Source organism: Clostridium nigeriense (genome assembly GCF_050585245.1).
Lineage (GTDB): Bacteria > Bacillota > Clostridia > Clostridiales > Clostridiaceae > Clostridium > Clostridium nigeriense_A.
The window spans coordinates 99143-118783 of sequence record NZ_JBNOOF010000006.1 but is presented as its reverse complement, the minus strand read 5'-3'; the positions used below and the strand labels follow the sequence as shown (position 1 = coordinate 118783).

The 19641-nt window shown below is 29.0% G+C and carries 14 protein-coding genes and 1 riboswitch; of the genes, 13 read left to right on the top strand and 1 reads right to left on the bottom strand.

Annotation, left to right across the window (positions count from 1 at the left end; translation table 11 throughout):
* Positions 1-200 precede the first annotated feature (200 nt).
* The 5 genes from ACQPUY_RS10990 to recJ all read left to right on the top strand — a co-directional run bounded on the left by ACQPUY_RS10990 (position 201) and on the right by recJ (position 9082).
* Positions 201-1589: a glycosyltransferase family 2 protein gene (locus ACQPUY_RS10990; RefSeq protein ID WP_430841270.1), complete on the top strand. Its 1389-nt coding sequence runs from the start codon at positions 201-203 to the stop codon at positions 1587-1589.
* Positions 1590-1826: 237 nt separating this feature from the next.
* Positions 1827-3776, top strand: a complete 1950-nt coding sequence (locus ACQPUY_RS10985) for a DNA gyrase/topoisomerase IV subunit B (protein ID WP_430841269.1) — start codon at positions 1827-1829, stop codon at positions 3774-3776.
* Positions 3777-3796: 20 nt separating this feature from the next.
* Positions 3797-6703 carry a DNA topoisomerase IV subunit A gene (locus ACQPUY_RS10980; protein ID WP_430841268.1) on the top strand — a complete coding sequence of 969 codons (2907 nt, stop codon included), beginning with the start codon at positions 3797-3799 and terminating at the stop codon, positions 6701-6703.
* A 47-nt stretch (positions 6704-6750) separates the two neighbouring features.
* On the top strand, positions 6751-7290 hold the full coding sequence (locus ACQPUY_RS10975; protein ID WP_430841267.1) for a DJ-1 family glyoxalase III: 540 nt from the start codon (positions 6751-6753) through the stop codon (positions 7288-7290).
* A 10-nt stretch (positions 7291-7300) separates the two neighbouring features.
* Complete coding sequence (gene recJ, locus ACQPUY_RS10970) at positions 7301-9082, top strand: single-stranded-DNA-specific exonuclease RecJ (RefSeq protein ID WP_430841266.1); 1782 nt, start codon at positions 7301-7303, stop codon at positions 9080-9082.
* 182 nt (positions 9083-9264) lie between these two features.
* Here recJ and ACQPUY_RS10965 read toward each other — a convergent pair whose 3' ends face one another.
* Entirely contained in the window at positions 9265-9447 is a 183-nt protein-coding gene (locus tag ACQPUY_RS10965; protein WP_430841265.1) for an alpha/beta-type small acid-soluble spore protein, read from the bottom strand.
* Positions 9448-9639: 192 nt separating this feature from the next.
* Here ACQPUY_RS10965 and ACQPUY_RS10960 point away from each other — a divergent pair, with 192 nt between their 5' ends.
* The 8 genes from ACQPUY_RS10960 to ACQPUY_RS10925 all read left to right on the top strand — a co-directional run bounded on the left by ACQPUY_RS10960 (position 9640) and on the right by ACQPUY_RS10925 (position 19254).
* Positions 9640-10725: an undecaprenyldiphospho-muramoylpentapeptide beta-N-acetylglucosaminyltransferase gene (locus ACQPUY_RS10960; RefSeq protein WP_430841264.1), complete on the top strand. Its 1086-nt coding sequence runs from the start codon at positions 9640-9642 to the stop codon at positions 10723-10725.
* Positions 10726-10886: 161 nt separating this feature from the next.
* Positions 10887-11312 carry a flavodoxin gene (locus ACQPUY_RS10955; RefSeq protein WP_430841263.1) on the top strand — a complete coding sequence of 142 codons (426 nt, stop codon included), beginning with the start codon at positions 10887-10889 and terminating at the stop codon, positions 11310-11312.
* 181 nt (positions 11313-11493) lie between these two features.
* Complete coding sequence (gene nifJ / locus ACQPUY_RS10950) at positions 11494-15006, top strand: pyruvate:ferredoxin (flavodoxin) oxidoreductase (protein WP_430841393.1); 3513 nt, start codon at positions 11494-11496, stop codon at positions 15004-15006.
* A gap of 146 nt (positions 15007-15152) precedes the next feature.
* Complete coding sequence (locus ACQPUY_RS10945; protein WP_430841262.1) at positions 15153-15485, top strand: DUF1292 domain-containing protein; 333 nt, start codon at positions 15153-15155, stop codon at positions 15483-15485.
* 97 nt (positions 15486-15582) lie between these two features.
* Positions 15583-16404 (top strand): PHP domain-containing protein, encoded by an 822-nt coding sequence (locus ACQPUY_RS10940; RefSeq protein ID WP_430841261.1) that lies wholly within the window; start codon positions 15583-15585, stop codon positions 16402-16404.
* Between the two features lie 14 nt (positions 16405-16418).
* Positions 16419-17612 carry a pyridoxal phosphate-dependent aminotransferase gene (locus tag ACQPUY_RS10935; protein WP_430841260.1) on the top strand — a complete coding sequence of 398 codons (1194 nt, stop codon included), beginning with the start codon at positions 16419-16421 and terminating at the stop codon, positions 17610-17612.
* A gap of 174 nt (positions 17613-17786) precedes the next feature.
* Entirely contained in the window at positions 17787-18425 is a 639-nt protein-coding gene (locus ACQPUY_RS10930; protein ID WP_430841259.1) for an HAD-IB family hydrolase, read from the top strand.
* A 13-nt stretch (positions 18426-18438) separates the two neighbouring features.
* A complete protein-coding gene (locus tag ACQPUY_RS10925) occupies positions 18439-19254 on the top strand; it encodes an aminotransferase class IV (protein WP_430841258.1) in 816 nt (271 codons plus the stop codon).
* 113 nt (positions 19255-19367) lie between these two features.
* A riboswitch (cobalamin riboswitch) is annotated at positions 19368-19572 on the top strand.
* Positions 19573-19641: the final 69 nt, after the last annotated feature.

Genomic DNA, 19641 nt, shown 5'->3' with positions numbered 1-19641 from the left:
TCTTGTATTCTTTAGGAAATTATTACTACCTCAACTTAATTATATCTTTGCTTATGTGGGATAGAATAATAATATTAATATAATTTTAAGATTTCTATACTTGATTTTTTACCCCTATTGGAATATATTAATAAGGATGTCAGGGGGAAATTATAATTAGTAATATATAAAAATGCCCTTTATTTAAAGGAGTGGATTAAATGGGAGAAATTATTTATTCTGTCACAGCTGTATTTCAATTACTTGTATTTGCACTTATGATGTATTATTTTATCTTAGCTTTCTTTGGACTAAGAAGAAAGCCAGAAAAGAAAAATTATAAACCAACTAAAAAATTTGCAATGATAGTAGCTGCACATAATGAAGAAGTTGTAATAGGTAAGCTAATTGAAAGTATGTTAAATCAGAATTACCCTAGGGAACTTTTTGATATTTTTGTTATTGCTGATAACTGTACAGATAATACTGCCAAGATAGCAAGAAAATATGGTGTGTATGTATATGAAAGATTCAACAAGGAACAAAAAGGTAAGGGTTATGCATTAGAATGGATGTTTGACAAAATCTTTAATATGCAAAAAAAATATGATGCAGTGGCAATTTTTGATGCTGATAACTTAGTTTCAAAAAATTGGTGTAAAGAAATAAATTCAAAGATGCTAGATGGATATAAAGTAGTACAAGGCTACATAGATAGTAAAAATCCAAATGATTCATGGATAGCAGCTTCATATTCAATAGCTTTTTGGACTCAAAATAGAATGTATCAATTAGCTAGAGCTAATGTTGGACTATCTAACCAAATAGGTGGAACAGGATTTGCAATAGATATAGATATTTTAAAGAAATTTGGTTGGGGAGCAACTTGCTTAACTGAAGACTTAGAATTTAGTTGTAAGCTAATATTAAATGGTGAAAAAGTAGGCTGGGCTCATGATGCAATTATTTATGATGAAAAGCCTTTAACTTTAAAACAATCTTGGGTACAAAGAAGAAGATGGATGCAAGGATTTACAGATGTAGCATCTAGATATTTCTTTAAATTACTTAAAAAGGGCTTTAAAGAGAGAAAATGGTTTGTTTTAGATTGTGCTTTATATGTAATACAACCTTTCTTTACATTAATGATTGGTATATCTACAATTCTAAGTTTTATACAAAGTATGGCACCAAGCAATATTTTCTTAGTAAGCTATTTAACGGGAAATTTATCATTTAAAGTAATTGGAGTAATGCAGTTCTTGATTACCCCATTAGTTTTAAGACTAGATAAAAAGATATCATCAGGACTTTTTGCTATGTTAATATTCTACACATCTAATGTGTTTATATTACCGATATTTGCAACACAAGCTGATAACTATGCACAAGTATTATTAATAGATTTAACTTATAATGTAGCGTTTTTAATAGCTACAGCATTATTCTTAGGTAAAAAGAAACTTATATTATTCTTTAGATTTTTATTATACTCTTTATATACTTTAACATGGATACCAATAACTGTAGAAGGTATATTAAGAAAGAATAACAAAGAATGGAATCCTACAAAACATATAAGAAATATAGAAATTTGTGATGTTCAATAAAGATAGACGTAGCTTAATGGCTACGTCTTTTAAATTTAAGAATTAAAGTGAATTGGATTTGGAGAAATAATATATTTTTCTCAGGAACGAACATTAGTTTGACTTTTTGTGAATAAAGATTTATATTTTTATTTATAGTTTAATTATGATAAAATTAAAAAGATTATAATGAATATGGATGGTTAAACTAAGCTAAGATGTCTTAGCTTAATTTATAATATTATTTTGGAGGTTTGTATGAGTACAGATTTAGTAAAAGGATATGATGTTACAGACTTAACTTCCTTAGAAAAGTTAGAACCAGTTAGAGTAAGACCAGGAATGTATATTGGATCAACAGGAACCAAGGGTTTGCATCATTGTATATGGGAAGTTTTAGACAACTCCATAGATGAAGTTTCTAATGGCTACGGTAATAAAGCCACAATTATAATAAATAAAGATAAGAGTATAACTGTAATAGATAATGGAAGGGGAATTCCGACAGGAATTCATCCAACTAAAAAGAAATCTGGAGTAGAAATGGTTTTTACAGAACTTCATACAGGGGGAAAGTTTAATAATAAAAACTATAAAACCTCAGGAGGATTACATGGAGTTGGTGCTGCTGTAGTAAATGCCTTATCTTCTTGGCTTGAAGTTGAAGTATGTCAAAATGGAAAAAGATATAAACAAAGATTTGAATACACTTATGATAAAGAATTAAAAAAAGTAATGCCTGGAACACCGGTAACTAAACTTGAAGTAATAGGTGAAAGTAATGAAACAGGCACTAAAGTAACATTTATGCCTGATAAAGAGGTTTTTTCAACTATCGACTTTAAGGTTGACATAATAGATGAAAGATTACAAGAATTAGCATTTCAAAATAAAGGAATTCATTTAGAATTAATAGACTTAAGAAAAGAAGAAGAATTTAGAAAAGAATATTATTCTGAAAGAGGACTTTTAGATTTTATAGAATATTTAAATGAGAGTAAAACTGCACTTCATGAAGTTCCTATTTACTTTGAGGGAGAAAAGTCAGTTAATGATATTCAAATGTCTGGTGAAGTTTGCATTCAGTTTACAGATTCAAGTACAGAAAATATAGCTAGTTATGTTAATAATATACCTACTACAGAAGCTGGAACACATGAAGCAGGATTTAAAACCGGTATGACAAGAGCTTTTAAAGAAGGGGCCAAGAAACTTGGACTTGTAAAAGAAAAGGATAAGGATTTTGAGGGTGATGATTTAAGAGAAGGTATGACTGCAATAGTTAGAATTAAGATAACTAATCCTATTTTTGAAGGTCAAACTAAAACAAAACTTGGATCAGCAGAAGCTTATACAATGATGAATGACTTAGCATACAATAAATTTCTAGAATGGATAGAAGATAATAAAGATGTAGCTAGCATGATAATAAATAATGCCCTTCAAGCAGCTCAAAGAAGAGAGAAAATAAAAAAAATAAATGATGCAGAAAAGAAAAAAGTCGGAAAAGGAGCAGCTCCTCTTGCTGGAAAAGTTGCAGTTTGTACATTAAAAGACAAAACTGTTAATGAATTTATTGTAGTTGAGGGAGATTCAGCTGGTGGTTCTGCAAAACAAGCAAGAGATAGAAGATTTCAAACTATTATGCCTTCTAAAGGTAAAATAATGAATACTGAAAAACAAAAGCTTGAAAATGTATTAGCTTCTGAAGAATTAAAGATATTTAATACTGCATTAGGTACAGGAACTTTAGACAATTATAAAGATGAAGATTTAAAATACGATAAGATTATAATTATGAGTGATGCCGATGTAGATGGTTATCATATTCGAACTTTATGGATGACATATATCTATAGATATATGAGGCCTTTAATTGCAAATGGACATCTTTATTTAGCACAACCACCTTTATATAAGGTTTATAAAAATGTTAAAGGAAAAGAGATTCATAAATATGCATATAGTGATGATGAGTTAGAAAGTGTTAAAAAAGAAATTGGTAAAGGTGCACTTATACAAAGATATAAAGGCCTTGGAGAAATGAATCCAGAGCAATTATGGGAAACTACTTTAAATCCTGAAACAAGAACTCTTCTTCAAGTTACAATTGAAGATGCAGCAAAGGCTGAAAAAATGGTTTCTTTACTTATGGGAGATATAGTTGAACCAAGAAAAGCATATATGTATAAATATGGAGAATTTTAATAAAGAATTGGAGATAAGATATGGCGAAGAAAGTTAATGAAATACCAAGGGATAATAATATCGTTAGAGTTCCTTTAGAAGAAGCTATGCCTGATAACTATTTGCCTTATGCTATTGAAGTTGCAAAGGATAGAGCTTTACCTGATGTTAGAGATGGACTTAAACCTGTTCATAGAAGAATATTATATGGAGCTTATCAATTAAAGGCTTTTCCAGATAGACCTTATTATAAATCTGCAAGAATAGTTGGGGATATACTTGGTAAATATCATCCACATGGTGATTCTTCTGTTTATGATGCTATGGTTATTATGGCTCAAAATTTTTCAACAAGAGAAACATTAATAGATGGTCATGGTAACTGGGGTTCTATGGATGGCGATGGAGCAGCTGCTATGAGATACACTGAAGCAAGACTGGCACCTATTGCTATGGAAATGCTAAGGGATATTGATAAAGATACTGTTGATATGATACCAAACTATTCAGATAGTGAATTAGAGCCAAAGGTATTACCGAGTAGATATCCTAATCTTTTAGTAAATGGAAGTTTTGGAATCGCTGTAGGACTTGCAACTAATATACCACCACATAATTTAGGAGAAGTTACAGAAGGTGTGTTAGCTTATATAGATAATAATGACATAACTACAAGAGAGTTAATGAATTATGTTAAAGGTCCTGATTTACCAACAGGTGGAATTTTAATTGGAGAAAATTCTATTTTATCAGCTTATGAAACTGGTGAGGGAAAAGTAACATTAAGAGCTAAGACTTCAATAGAAAAACTTGAAAATGGTAGACTTGGAATAGTAATTACTGAATTCCCTTTCAGAAGAAATAAGGCAAGACTTTTACAAACAATTTCAGAAATGACCGGAGACAAGAAGCATTCAAAAGCTTTAGAATCTATAATAGATATAAGAGATGAATCAGATAGAAGTGGTGTAAGAGCAGTTATTGAACTTAGAAAATCTGCAGATGAAGAAGTAGCAGATAAGGTATTGAAATATTTATTTAAGCGAACTGATTTACAATGTAATTTGAGCTTTAATATGGTTGCTTTAGCAGATGGTAAGCCTCAGACTATGGGACTTAAAACTATAATATATCATTATGTTAACCATCAGAAAGAAATAGTAACTAGAAGAACTAAAAAAGAGTTAGAAGTTGCAGAAAAGAGATTCCATATAGTTGAAGGTTTTATTAAAGCAATAGATGTTCTAGATGAAATTATTAAAACTATTAGAGAATCTAAATCTAAAAAGGATGCAAATGCTAATCTTATAAACAACTTTGGTTTTACAGAAATGCAAGCTGAAGCAATATTAGAGCTAATGTTATATAGATTAACAGGTCTCGAAATAAAGGTATTCCAAAAAGAATATGCAGAACTAGAGAAGACTATTAAGAGACTAAAGAAAATTTTATCAGAAGAAAAAGAGTTACTTAAAGTAGTTAAAAATGAATTACAGGAAGTTTCATCAAAATATGGAACTCCAAGAAAAACTGCTATAGTTAAAGATGATAGTGAAGCTAAAATAGACGTGGAAGAGCTTATAGTAGTTGAAGATGTAATGATTACATTATCTAAGGATGGATTTATTAAGAGAATTCCAATAAAAACTTATAATAGATTAAATGCAAATCCAGAAGATATTGAATATAGAGAAGGAGATGAATTAAAATTCTTATTTAATTCAAATACTACAGAAAACATACTTCTATTTACTAATAAAGGTAATATGTATCAAACTAAAGGAATTAATATACCCGAATCTAAATGGAAAGATAAAGGTGAAAGAATAGATAGTATTATTAAAGCTCTTAGTTTAGAAGATGAAAATATAGTTTATGCAACATCTTTAGGAAACTATATGCCAAATAAATATATTCAATTTATTACTTCAAAAGGTGGAATAAAAAAGAGTTCTTTAGATAAGTTCCAAACTAATTATTCTAAACTTCAAGCGTTAAAACTAAAGGAATTTGAAGAAGTTATAGATGTAGTAATGCTTGATGAAGATGAGAAAAAAGATTTTATAAGATTTGAAACTAAGGAAGGTTTAAACTTTAACATACCAATTCCTAAGGTTGAAGATTCTCCAAGAAATATATTGCCGATTTCTATGTTTAATTTGACTTCAAAAGATGAGGTTATTAAAGTACAGTATATAGAAAGTATGGAATTTATAAATTTCTCTATAGGGATAACAGCTAAAGGAAATGTTAGAGCCTTTAATTCTATAAAGAAAAGTGATAACTTAAAAGTAAGTACAAACTCTTTAAGTAATATTTTACTATTTACTAATATAGGAAAAGTATTTAAAGTTCCAGCATTTTTATTATCAGGTGTTAATAAGGGAGAAATTCCTTTAAATAAGATAATTGATAATCTTGAAAAAGGAGAAAAAATTATAAAATTACTTTCAATTAATTCTTTTGAAAATAATAATTTTATATACTTCTTTACTAAGAGAGGAATGGTTAAGAAAACTGCTCTTAAGGAGTTTGATGGAAGTTACTTAGTTCAGTATTCATATAAATTTAAATATGATAATGATGAATTAATTTCTATAGACATGTATAATGAAGATGATGTAGAAATGATAATTATTACTAAAAAGGGAATGGGGATTAAGTTCCTATCAAGTAATATAAATCCAATGGGTAAAATAGCTTCAGGTGTTACTGGAATTAGTTTAAAAGAAGGTGATGAAGTTATTTATGGAAAGTTAATAGGTATTGAAAAGATTAATACATTACCTGAAATGGCATTAACTTCTAGCAATAAAATAACATTAGTTAGTAAAAATAAAGAAAAAAAAGAATTATATCTAGAAGATTTTAAACTTCAAAATAGAGCTGGAAAAGGTAGTAGTATTATGTCCATAGTTTTAGATGATGAAATTAAAGAAATAATATAATAATGATTTAAATTATTAATTGAAACTATATATAGGGAGGAATTTAAATGAAGGTTGCAATTTTATTAGCAAATGGTTTTGAAACTTTAGAAGGTTTAACAGTAGTTGATATTCTAAGAAGAGCAGAAGTACAATGTGATACTTTTTCATTAGAAGGTAATGAAGTAACTACATCACATAAGATAAAAGTTAAGTTAGATAAAAATATTATGGGTGAAGAAATTAAAGACTATGATTGTATAGTTTTACCTGGAGGAATGCCGGGAGCTACAAACTTAAGGGATAGTGAAAGAGTTATTGAACTAGTTAAGGAATTTAATAATAAGAAAAAATGGATTTGTGCAATTTGTGCAGGTCCAATTGCCTTGGGTAAAGCAGGTATCACTGAAGGAAAGAATGTAACTTGTTATCCAGGTTTTGAAGATCAATTAGGTAATTGTAATTATAAAGATGAATTAGTAGTTGTAGATGGAAATATAATTACAGGAAAAGGCCCAGCAGCAGCTATACCTTTTGCATTTGAAATATTATCTAAGATTTCTGAAGAAAAGGTTAATAAAGTTAAGAAGGCAATGTTATTTAAATAAAAGGTGTAGTATGAAAGAAAATTGGATATTAGTAAATAAAAAAGAGAGCTTTTTAAAGCTCTCTGAATTTTTAGATGAAAACCCCTTAGTTTTAAGAGTATTAGCTAATAGAGGAATAGATAATATAAATTTAGCTAATAGATTTCTTAAGGGAACTATAGAAGATTTATATGATGGTTATCTTATGAAGGATATGAAAAATGGTGTAGAGATAATAAAAGATGCAATTGTAAATAATAAAAAAATCATTATTTATGGAGATTATGATTGTGATGGAGTAAATAGTACAACTATTTTATATAAAGCATTAAAAGCTATTGGAGCAAACTTTAGTTACTATATTCCTAATAGAGAAGAAGAAGGATATGGTATGCATAGTGGAAGAATACAAAAGTTACATGAAGAGGGATACAAGGTTATTTTAACTTGTGACAACGGTATTTCTGCATTTGAACAAGTAGAACTTGCTAAAGAGCTTGGGATGGAAGTTGTAATTACAGATCATCATGATATTCCTTTAAGAGAAGATGAGAATGGAGTATTAAAACAATTAATTCCTAAGGCAGATGCAGTAATAAATCCAAAGCAAGAGAATTGTAATTATCCATTTAAAATGCTATGTGGAGCAGGAATTGCTTTAAAATTTTCTAAATGTTTATTTAATGAGTTTAATATTGAAGAGGATTGTTTTTTAGATTTAATTCAATTTGCTGCAATTGCTACTGTTTGTGATGTAGTTGATTTAGTAGATGAAAATAGAATTATAGTAAAAAATGGATTAGAAATATTAAATGAAAGTAAGAATTATGGAATACAAGAATTAAAAAATGCAACTTTATTAAATAATAAAAGCATAGAAGAGTATCATTTAGGATTTGTTATAGGCCCTTGTATAAATGCAACTGGTAGGTTAGAAACAGCAGATTTGTCAGTAGAGCTTTTAATTACAGAAGATAGAGAAAGAGCTAAGGTTTTAGCAAATCAATTAAGTGAACTAAATACAATAAGACAAGATTTAACTAAAGAAAGTACAGAAAGAATAATTAATAGGATAGAATTAGAAAAGGATAAATCTGAAAAAGTTATAGTTGTTTATGATGAAAATGTTCATGAAAGTATTGCTGGGATAGTAGCAGGAAGAGTAAAAGAAAAATATAATATGCCTTGTATAATTTTAACAAAGGGAAAAGAAATGCCTAAGGGATCAGCTAGATCTATAGAGGGATATAATATAACTGAAGAGCTAAGCAAGTGTGCTGAGTTTATAGAAAAGTTTGGTGGTCACCCAATGGCGGCTGGGTTATCTATAAAGGAAGAAAATATAGTAGCTTTAAGGAAAAATTTAAATGAAAATTGTATATTAAAAGATGAAGACTTAATTCCAGTAGTTAAAATAGATCTTCCATTAAGCCTAAATTATTTAAATGAAGAATTAGTTGAAGTCATAGAATCCTTGAGACCTTTTGGTAAGGGAAATCCAAGCCCTTTATTTGCGGTAAAAGATGTTTTAATCGAAAGACTTTGGCTTATAGGAAAAGAAAAAAACTTTTTAAAGCTTAGATTTAGTTTTTATTCAAATAACAGAAAACTATATATTGACGGTATAAGTTTTGATAAATTTGAGAGTTTAAAAGATGATATAATAAATATTTATGGAGAAGAAAAATTTAATGAGGCTTGTGCTACTAGCTTCTTAAATCTAAAAGCTGATATTATTTATTATCCAAGTATAAATGAATTTAATGGTAATAGAAATATGCAGCTAAATATTAAAAATATACGACTTAAATAAAAAAGTATTAAAGTATCATATCTAGGTTCCGTCGCTTCGCTCCAAGTCACCTTGCCATGATATTTTAATACTTCAAAACTGAAGGATGGAAATTATAAAAAAATAAGTAAGAGTTGTATTAATACAAAATTAATTATATTAATACAACTCTATTTATAATTTAAATGATTTACAATTAAAAACTATTTTATAGTATTTTCATATTGTTCAACCATTCTTTTAACCATTTCTCCACCAACGCTACCACATTGTTTTGAAGTAAGGTTTCCATTATAGTCAGTAAAAGGAACTCCCATTTCACTAGCTACTTCATTTTTGAATTTAGCTAATCCATTTTTTGCTTCTGGTACTAATGTCTTTGCCATGATATACACCTCCTTTTCATCTTTGTAATTATAGCTTGTGTAATTTTTAAAGAAATATTATATGTAACTTTAGGAAATTGGAGATAATAGTGGTATAAGATATTTTAAAATAAAAATTTAAAATAACATTTAAATTGCAATTAATAATATGATATATTGAAATAGTATTTATGTTTTTAAGGAAGTGGTTAAATGAGCAAATATAAGATAATAATGACTGGAGGAGGAACTGCGGGTCATGTTACTCCTAACTTAGCTTTAGTACCAAAGTTAAAAGAAAAAGGTTTTGATATAAAATATATAGGAAGTAAAGAAGGAATAGAAAAAGAAATAATAGGAGATGCAAATATTCCTTACTATGAAATATCTTCTGGTAAACTTAGAAGGTATTTCGATTTTAAAAATTTTACTGATCCATTTAAAGTAATGAAGGGAGTTATAGAGGCTAATAAAATTTTAAAGAAAGAAAAACCAAATGTAATATTTTCTAAGGGTGGTTTTGTTGCAGTTCCAGTAGTTATTGCGGCTTCTATGAAAAAAATACCTGTAATATCTCATGAGTCTGATTTAACTCCAGGCCTTGCAAATAAATTATCTGCTCCTTTTTGTACAAAACTTTGTGTTACTTTCAGAGAAAGTTTAAAATACATAAAGGATGAAAAAGGAATATTAACAGGAACTCCTATTAGAGAAGAAATATTAAATGGAAATTCTGAGAAAGGAAAAAGAATTTGTAATTTTAAGGATAATAAAGAAATTCTACTTGTTATAGGAGGAAGTCTAGGAGCTAAGAGTATAAATGAAGCTGTTAGGAAGAACTTAGATGAGATTCTTAAGAGTTATAATATAATTCATATTTGCGGAAAAAATAATTTAGATAATAAATTAAAAGATAAAATAGGATATATTCAATTTGAATATGTTAAAGAAGAATTGCCTCATTTATTAAAGGCTGCTGATTATATTATATCTAGAGCAGGTGCTAATGTAATTTTTGAATTATTAGCTTTAAATAAACCAACACTTTTAATTCCATTATCAAAGAAAATAAGTAGAGGAGATCAAATATTAAATGCTAATTCTTTTGAAAAGGAAGGATATTCACTAGTTCTTGATGAAGATGAAATGATTGAAGATGAAAAAAAATTACTTATAAAGCTAAAAGAATTAAAAGAAAATAAGGATATTTTAGTGAAAAATATGAAAAATAGTGGTATAAGTAATGGTGTTAACTCAATTTTTGAAGTAATTATAAATAGTATAGAGTTAAATAAGTAAAATAAGACTTCATTAGGATGAGTGGACAATATTGTACCAATATGGGATGTATAAAACTTGCAAAATTTTAATAGTGTTATATAATAAAATAGTAAGTGTAAAAATAGGTAATATGTATCCCAAAAAATGACTTTTTTGGTCAAGGATGAGGTGATGTATTGATGAAAAAAATTTCTATTATTTATTGGAGTAATGGAGGAAATGTTGAAGTTCTTGCAAATTCAATTGCAGAAGGTGCTAAAAACCTAAATGCTGAAGTGAACATAAAACATGTTTATGATGCAACAGTTGAAGATGTAACGGAGGCTGATTCAGTTGCCTTTGGTAGTCCTTCAATGGATAACAATAGAATTGAACAACATGAGATGGAACCATTTATAAACCAATTTAAATTGTTACCTAATAAACAAAAGAAAATTGTATTATTTGGATCATATGGATGGGATGATGGTAAATTCATGATTGATTGGGTTCAACGCATGAAGGATTATGACTTTAATGTTGTAGGACACATCGCCGTTAAAGAATCACCAAGTAATGAGGAATTAATAAATGCTAAAAAGCTTGGTGAGGAATTAGCAAAATAATTCTTTAGGGGATAGGACATAAATAATAGTACTTATATAGGGGTTAAGTACTTAGACTTCAGTATAAAGAATTGAATCTTTTCTTACAAATTATTTATTCTTAAATTTAGAATACAGTGTTAAATTTCTGTATTTAGCTTATTATAAAATTTTTATATATAAGGAAGAGAGGTCAAACATGATGAGAAAAATGAAAACTATGGATGGTAATACAGCTGCCGCTCATATATCTTATGCCTTTACAGAAGTAGCTGCTATATTTCCAATCACACCATCTTCACCAATGGCTGAACACGTTGATGAATGGGCTGCACAAGGAAGAAAGAACATATTTGGTCAACCTGTTAAGGTAATGGAAATGCAATCAGAAGCAGGAGCAGCTGGTGCAGTTCATGGATCTTTACAAGCAGGTGCATTAACAACAACATATACTGCATCTCAAGGATTATTATTAATGATTCCAAATATGTACAAGATAGCTGGTGAAATGCTTCCAACAGTATTCCACGTATCAGCAAGAGCTTTAGCAACTTCTTCATTAAGTATATTTGGAGATCACCAAGATGTTATGGCTGCAAGACAAACTGGTTTTGCTATGCTTGCAGAAGGATCAGTTCAAGAAGTTATGGATTTATCAGCAGTAGCTCACTTAACTTCAATTAAAACTAGAATTCCTTTCATGAATTTCTTTGATGGATTTAGAACTTCACATGAAATTCAAAAAATAGAAGTTTTAGAATATGATGAATTAGCTAACTTAGTGGATTACGAAGCATTAGCAGGATTCAGAACAAGAGCATTAAACCCTAATAACCCAGTTACAAGAGGTACTGCTCAAAACCCAGATATCTACTTCCAAACTAGAGAATCTGTAAATAGATTCTATGAAGATATTCCAGAAGTAGTTGAAAGCTACATGGCTGAAATAACTAAATTAACAGGAAGAGAATATCACTGTTTCGATTACTATGGAGCACCAGATGCTGATAGAATAATTGTTACAATGGGGTCTTCAACTGATGTTGCTGAAGAAACAGTAGATTACTTAAATGCTAAGGGAGAAAAAGTTGGTGTAGTTAAAGTAAGACTATATAGACCATTCTCTACTGAAAGATTATTAAAGGTTATACCAGCTACAGTTAAATCTATAGCTGTTTTAGATAGAACAAAAGAACCAGGCTCAATCGGAGAACCATTATATCTAGATGTTAAGAGTGCATTCTATGGAAGAGAAAATGCTCCAGTTATAGTTGGAGGAAGATATGGTTTAGGTTCTAAGGATCCAAACCCAGCAGATTTAGCTGCAGTTTTTGCTAACTTAACTAAGGAAACTCCAAAGGATGGATTCACAATTTCAATAGTTGATGATGTAACTAACACTTCATTAGAAGCAGTTGCAGATATCGATGCTACTCCAGAAGGAACAAAAGCATGTAAGTTCTGGGGATTAGGATCAGATGGTACTGTTGGTGCTAACAAGAGTGCTATTAAGATTATCGGTGACCATACTGATATGTATGCTCAAGGATACTTCTCATATGACTCAAAGAAATCTGGTGGTATAACAGTATCTCACTTAAGATTTGGTAAGAAGCCAATTAAGTCACCATACTTAGTTCACAAAGCTGATTTCGTTGCTTGTCACAATCAAGCTTATGTTTACAAATATGATGTATTAGAAGGATTAAAGAATAATGGTAAGTTCTTATTAAATACAATCTGGACTCCAGAAGAAGTTAATGAAAAATTACCAGCTGCAATGAAGAGATATATTGCAGAAAATAATATTGAATTCTATACATTAAATGCTGTTAAGATAGCTCAAGAAATTGGTCTTGGCGGAAGAATCAACATGATAATGCAAGCAGCATTCTTTAAGATTGCTAACATTATTCCAGTTGAAGATGCTGTTAAGTACTTAAAAGATGCTGTTGTAACATCTTATGGTAAAAAAGGTGAAAAAGTTGTTAACATGAACTTTGCTGCTATAGATAAGGGTGTTGAATCTATAGTTAGAATAGATGTTCCAGCTGATTGGAAAGATGCTAAGGATGAAGCTAAAGAAGACAGAAGTGACATTCCAGCATTTATTAAGAATATAGTTGAGCCAATCAATGCTCAAAAAGGATTTGATCTTCCAGTTTCAGCATTCGATGGAATGGAAGATGGTACATTTATGGCTGGTACTGCTGCTTATGAAAAGAGAGGTATAGCTATTAATGTTCCAGAATGGCAACAAGATAAATGTATCCAATGTAACCAATGTGCATATGTTTGTCCACACGCTGTAATAAGACCATTCTTATTAACAGAAGATGAAAAGACAAATGCACCAGAATCAATGAAAGTAGTACCTGCAAAGGCATTAAGAACAGAAGAACCAACATTCTACACTATAGGAGTTACTCCATTAGACTGTACAGGATGTGGAAACTGTGCTCAAGTATGTCCAGCACCAGGTAAGGCTTTAATAATGAAGCCACTTGCTACTCAAGAAGATCAAATTGAAGCTTGGGATTATGCAATTAAAGATGTTAAGCCTAAGAAGAACCCAATGAACAAGAATACTGTTAAGGGTAGCCAATTCGAACAACCATTATTCGAATTCTCAGGAGCTTGTGCAGGTTGTGGTGAAACTCCATATGCTAAGCTTGTAACTCAATTATTTGGAGATAGAATGATGATTGCTAATGCTACTGGATGTTCTTCAATTTGGGGTGGTTCAGTACCATCAACTCCATATACAGTAAACCATGAAGGCAATGGTCCAGCTTGGGCAAACTCATTATTTGAAGATAATGCTGAATTTGGATTAGGTATGTTCTTAGGAGTTAAGGCTATAAGAGAAAGAATAGCAGATAATGTTAAGAATGCTTTAGAAGTAGAAACTTCAGAAGATGTTAAAGCAGTACTTCAAGACTGGGTAGATAATATGAACAGTGGAGAAGGAACTAGAGATAGAGCTAATAGAGTAGTAGCTGCATTACAAAATGTTGATGCTGACTATGCAAGAGAAATCTTAAAGGATAAAGAATTCTTAGTTAAGAGATCTCAATGGATCTTCGGAGGAGACGGATGGGCATATGACATCGGATATGGTGGATTAGACCATGTTCTAGCTTCAGGAGAAGACGTAAATGTTCTTGTATTTGATACAGAAATCTATTCAAATACAGGAGGACAATCTTCTAAGTCAACTCCAACTGCTGCAATAGCTAAATTTGCTGCATCAGGTAAGAAGACTAAGAAGAAAGACCTTGGAATGATGGCTATGACATATGGATATGTATATGTAGCACAAATTTCAATGGGAGCTGATAAGAACCAAACTCTTAAAGCAATAGCTGAAGCAGAAGCTTACAATGGACCATCATTAATTATAGCTTATGCTCCATGTATCAGCCATGGTATTAAGACTGGTATGGCTAATAGCCAAGAAGAAGCTAAGAAAGCTGTTGAATGTGGATATTGGGGATTATATAGATATAACCCAACATTAGTTGGAACTAAGAATCCATTCTCATTAGATTCTAAGGAACCAAAAGCAAGCTTCAGAGAATTCTTAATGGGAGAAGTAAGATATGCTTCACTTGCAAAAGCATTCCCAGAACAAGCAGAAGCTTTATTTGAAAAGACAGAAAAGGATGCTATGGATAGATTAGCAAACTACAAGAGATTAGCTGAACAACAATAGTTTTTATAAATAAGGGGCTATTTTTAGCCCCTTATTTTTTATTATTTAGAAAATAATAAAAAAATTTAAATCTTTTACTTTTAATTTTTATAAATTAAGGGTAGAATTAAATAGAATATTAGTCTCATTAAAGGAGGATTATTGAAATGGAAAATGAAAAGAAATGTGGATGTCACGAAGAAGAAAATACATGTGGATGTGGACATGATCATGGACATGAACATAATGATGAATGTGGATGTGGAGAAGATCATCATGAACATTTTGTAGTTGATCTAGAAGATGATAATGGAAATGTAATATCTTGTCCGATAATTGATGCATTTGAATTTGAAGATAATGAATATATTTTAGCTCAAGATCCTAATGAAGATTCAGTTTACTTATTTAGATCATTAGAAGATGGAGAATTAATAATTCCGGAAGAAGATGAATTTGATAGAGTATCAAAATTCTATAGCGAAGAATTAGCAGAATAAAAATATTTAAAAAGACACATTAGTGTCTTTTTTTCATTGTCATTTTATATTAATAATGATATATTTTTAATATAAACTTAAGAAATAAGGTGTTGAAATGAAATATGCAGATTTACATATTCATTCTAATTATTCAGATGGCAATATGACACCCGAAAACATTATTAATATAGCTAGAGAATCAGGGGTAAAGAGTATTTCAATAACTGATCATGATTCAATTGCTTCACAATATGTGGTGGAGAAAGAATATACTGATATAACAGTTATACCTGGTATAGAATTAAGCACTGAATATGAGGATTTTGAGCTTCATATATTAGGATATTTTATTAATATAAATGATAGTAATTTAATTGATATTGTAAATAAATTAAATAAATCAAGAATAGAAAGAATTGAAGAAATACTTTTTAATCTAAAAAAACATGATATTAAGTTAGAATTAGATGATTTAGATGTAGATTTAAATTCTACAGTAGGAAGAAGTCATGTTGCTAATGCAATGGTTAGAAAAGGATATTTTGAAAATTATAAGGCGGCTTTTACTAATTACTTAGTTAAAGGAAAACCAGCCTATGTTAAGGGATATAAGCTTAATTATAAAGAGGCTATTAAAGTTATTAATAATGCAGGAGGAATAGCAGTTCTTGCTCATCCTGGACAAATTTATAAAGCTTCAGCGGTAGAAAGTATAATTAAAAATTTGAAGTTTTATGGATTAAAGGGTGTTGAAGTATATCATCCGAGTCATACAAGAGAACAAACTAACAATTTTCATAATTTATGCAAGAAATATAAATTATTAGTAACTGGTGGTAGTGATTTTCATGGAAAAGAAGGATGTAAAGAAAATTTAATAGGCAGTTTTGGTATTAGTGAAAATTTATTTAATAAATTAGTTAATTCAAGAAAATAAATGGGGGTATAAAAATGGATTTATCTAATAAGGCAAAGCAAATTAATCCATCAATAACATTAGAAATTACAGCAAAGGCAAAGGAATTAAAAGAAGCAGGAATAGATGTAGTAAGTTTTGGAGCAGGAGAACCAGATTTTAATACTCCTAATAACATTATAAAAGCAGCTGTAAGAGCTATGGAGGAAGGAAAAACAAAATACACACCAACTAGTGGTATTTTAGATTTAAGAAAAGCAATTTGCTATAAGTTTAAAAATGATAATGGTTTATTATATAATCCAAGTCAAATAGTAGTATCTACAGGAGCAAAGCAAAGCTTAGCTAATGCATTTTTAGGGATACTAAATGAAGGAGATGAAGTAATAATTCCGGTTCCTTATTGGGTAAGTTATCCTGAACTAGTCAAATTAGCAGATGGAGTGCCTGTATTTGTAAATACATTAAAGAAAAATGATTATAAATACACTATTGAGGATTTAAAAAAAGTAGTTACAAATAAAACTAAGGCTATATTAATTAATAGTCCTAATAATCCAACAGGAAGTATTTATTCAAGAGAAGAATTAATAGAAATTGCAGAGTTTGCTAAAGAAAATAATTTAATTATAATATCAGATGAAATTTATGAAAAGTTAATTTATGATAATAAAGAGCATATAAGTATAGCATCTCTATCAGAGGATGCTTATAATAGAACTATTGTAATTAATGGATTATCAAAGTCTTATGCTATGACAGGATGGAGAGTTGGTTATTCAGCATCTAGTGAGGAAATAGCGAAGCTTATGAGTAGTATTCAAAGCCATGTAACTTCAAATATAAATTCTATTTCTCAATATGCAGCTATTGAAGCATTAACTGGACCACAAGATAGTATTAAAGCAATGATAGAAGAGTTTGAAAAACGAAGAAATTATATGGTTAATAGAATTAGTAAAATAGAAGGAGTATCATATATTAAACCAAGAGGGGCATTTTATATAATGGTTTATATAGGAGATTTCTACGGAAAAACTATAGGAGATACTTTAATTAAATCTTCGTTAGATTTTTCAAAGAGTATATTAGAGGAAGAAAAGGTTGCAGTAATACCAGGGATAGCTTTTGGATTAGACCAATATATAAGACTATCTTATGCAACATCTATGGAAATAATACAAGAAGGTTTAGACAGATTAGAAAGTTATTTAAAAAAATTAAAGTAATTTATATTTTAAATTAGGCTGTCATTTTGGCAGCCAATTTTTATTATAATATAAATTATATAGATAAATATTTGAATTTTAAATTGTAGTACTTTGGAGCATCTACATATTTTATGTTTAAAAATAACAAATTTTAGTATATAATTAACTATGAAAACTTAGGAGGAAAAAGAATTGGATAAATTAGCGATATTTGATGTAGACTATACAATAACAAGAAAAGAAACATTAATAGAATTATATAAATATGTTGTATCAAAAGATATAAAAAATATCAGATTTTTACCAAGAGCTATATATAACGGGATTATGTATAAAATTGGTGTATATGATGAGAAAAAAGTTAAAGAGTCCTTTCTTAAGTTTATAGATAAAATAGATGAAAAAGACTTGTCTATTTTAGTTAAAAATTATTATAGAGATGTTTTAGAAAATATCTTATATCAAGATGCAATAAGTATGATGAGAAAATTAAAGGGACAAGGATATAAGATATATTTAATATCTGCATCTCCAGAATTTTATCTAAATGAGTTATATTCAATTAAAGAAGTAGATGTAATTATAGGGACCAGATTTTCTATGGAAGATGGAAAATTTCTAAGAAAAATGGATGGGGCTAATTGTAAGGGTGAGGAAAAGGTTAAAAGATTAAAGGAATTTTTAAATAATGAAAATATAGAAGTTGATTATAAAAATTCTTATATGTTTTCAGATTCCTTATCAGATAAACCGCTTTTAGATTTAGTTGGAAATGCATATTTAATTAATTATAAAAAGAAAAGTAATTTTGAAATATTAAAATGGAAGTAATATGGAGGAAATCATGGAAGCTATTTTGCAATATTATTTAGAAGATGGGCATTTAGAGCCTATAAGTAATTACACAAATGATACAAAGGAAAAGGGAAGAATTATATATGAAGTAATAAGAGTTATAAATAAAGCTCCTTTATTTTATGAAGACCATATTAAGAGATTAGAATCATCCTTTAGACTGATGGAGAAGCCATTTTCGTATAAATACGATAAGATAAAGGAATATTTAACTAAATTAATTGATGCTAACGATGTTATAAATGGAAATATAAAATTAACTTTCGATGTTAAAACAGACACTATGAAGGTTTTTAGTATAAAGCATAGCTATCCGAGTACAGATTTATATAAGACAGGTGTTAAAACTATTCTTTATCATGGAGAAAGAAATAACCCGAATGCTAAGGTTGTTGATAGTAGCTTTAGAGAAAAGGTAACTAAGGAAATTAATAGTTCTGAAGCTTTTGAAGCTATTTTAGTCAATAATAAAGGCTATATAACAGAAGGTAGCAAATCAAATATATTTATGATAAAAGAAGGTACTTTATATACATCACCATTAGAAGAAGTTTTGCCAGGAGTTACTAGAGGGAGAATTATAGCACTAGCAAAATCTTTAGGAATTGGATTTGAAGAAAAGAATATTAGGTATAATGATGTTAAAGATTTTGATGCTATGTTCATTTCAGGAACATCTCCAAAGATACTTCCAATAAGAATAGTTGATGACATTAATCTTAATGTAGAAAATGGGATTATTCAAAAATTAATAGGAGAATTTGATAAAGAAATAGAAGAATATATTAAAAAATTTAATAAATAAATTTTAAGTTAGAGCGATATAGCAATAAATTTGTTATATTGCTTTTTTATTATTTTAGATAAATATAGACATAAGAAGTATTTTTAGATATACTAAATTAGTTGTTAAATATAATGATACTAAATAGTATTGGTTAAAAATAGATTTATACTTAATTCTATTTTTATTAAAAAGGAAGATAGGTGGAAATCCTACACAGTGCCGCTACTGTATTTAGGGAGTGTTATTTCAAAATAATCCATTGAACATATAGTTTGAGAAGGAGAAATAACATTATGATCTATAAGTCAGGAGACTTGCCAATGCTATAATATCGGTACTCTTCGGTAAAAGAGTGATATTAATTAAATATCGAATAATAACTAAGAGTATCCTATATCTTTATAT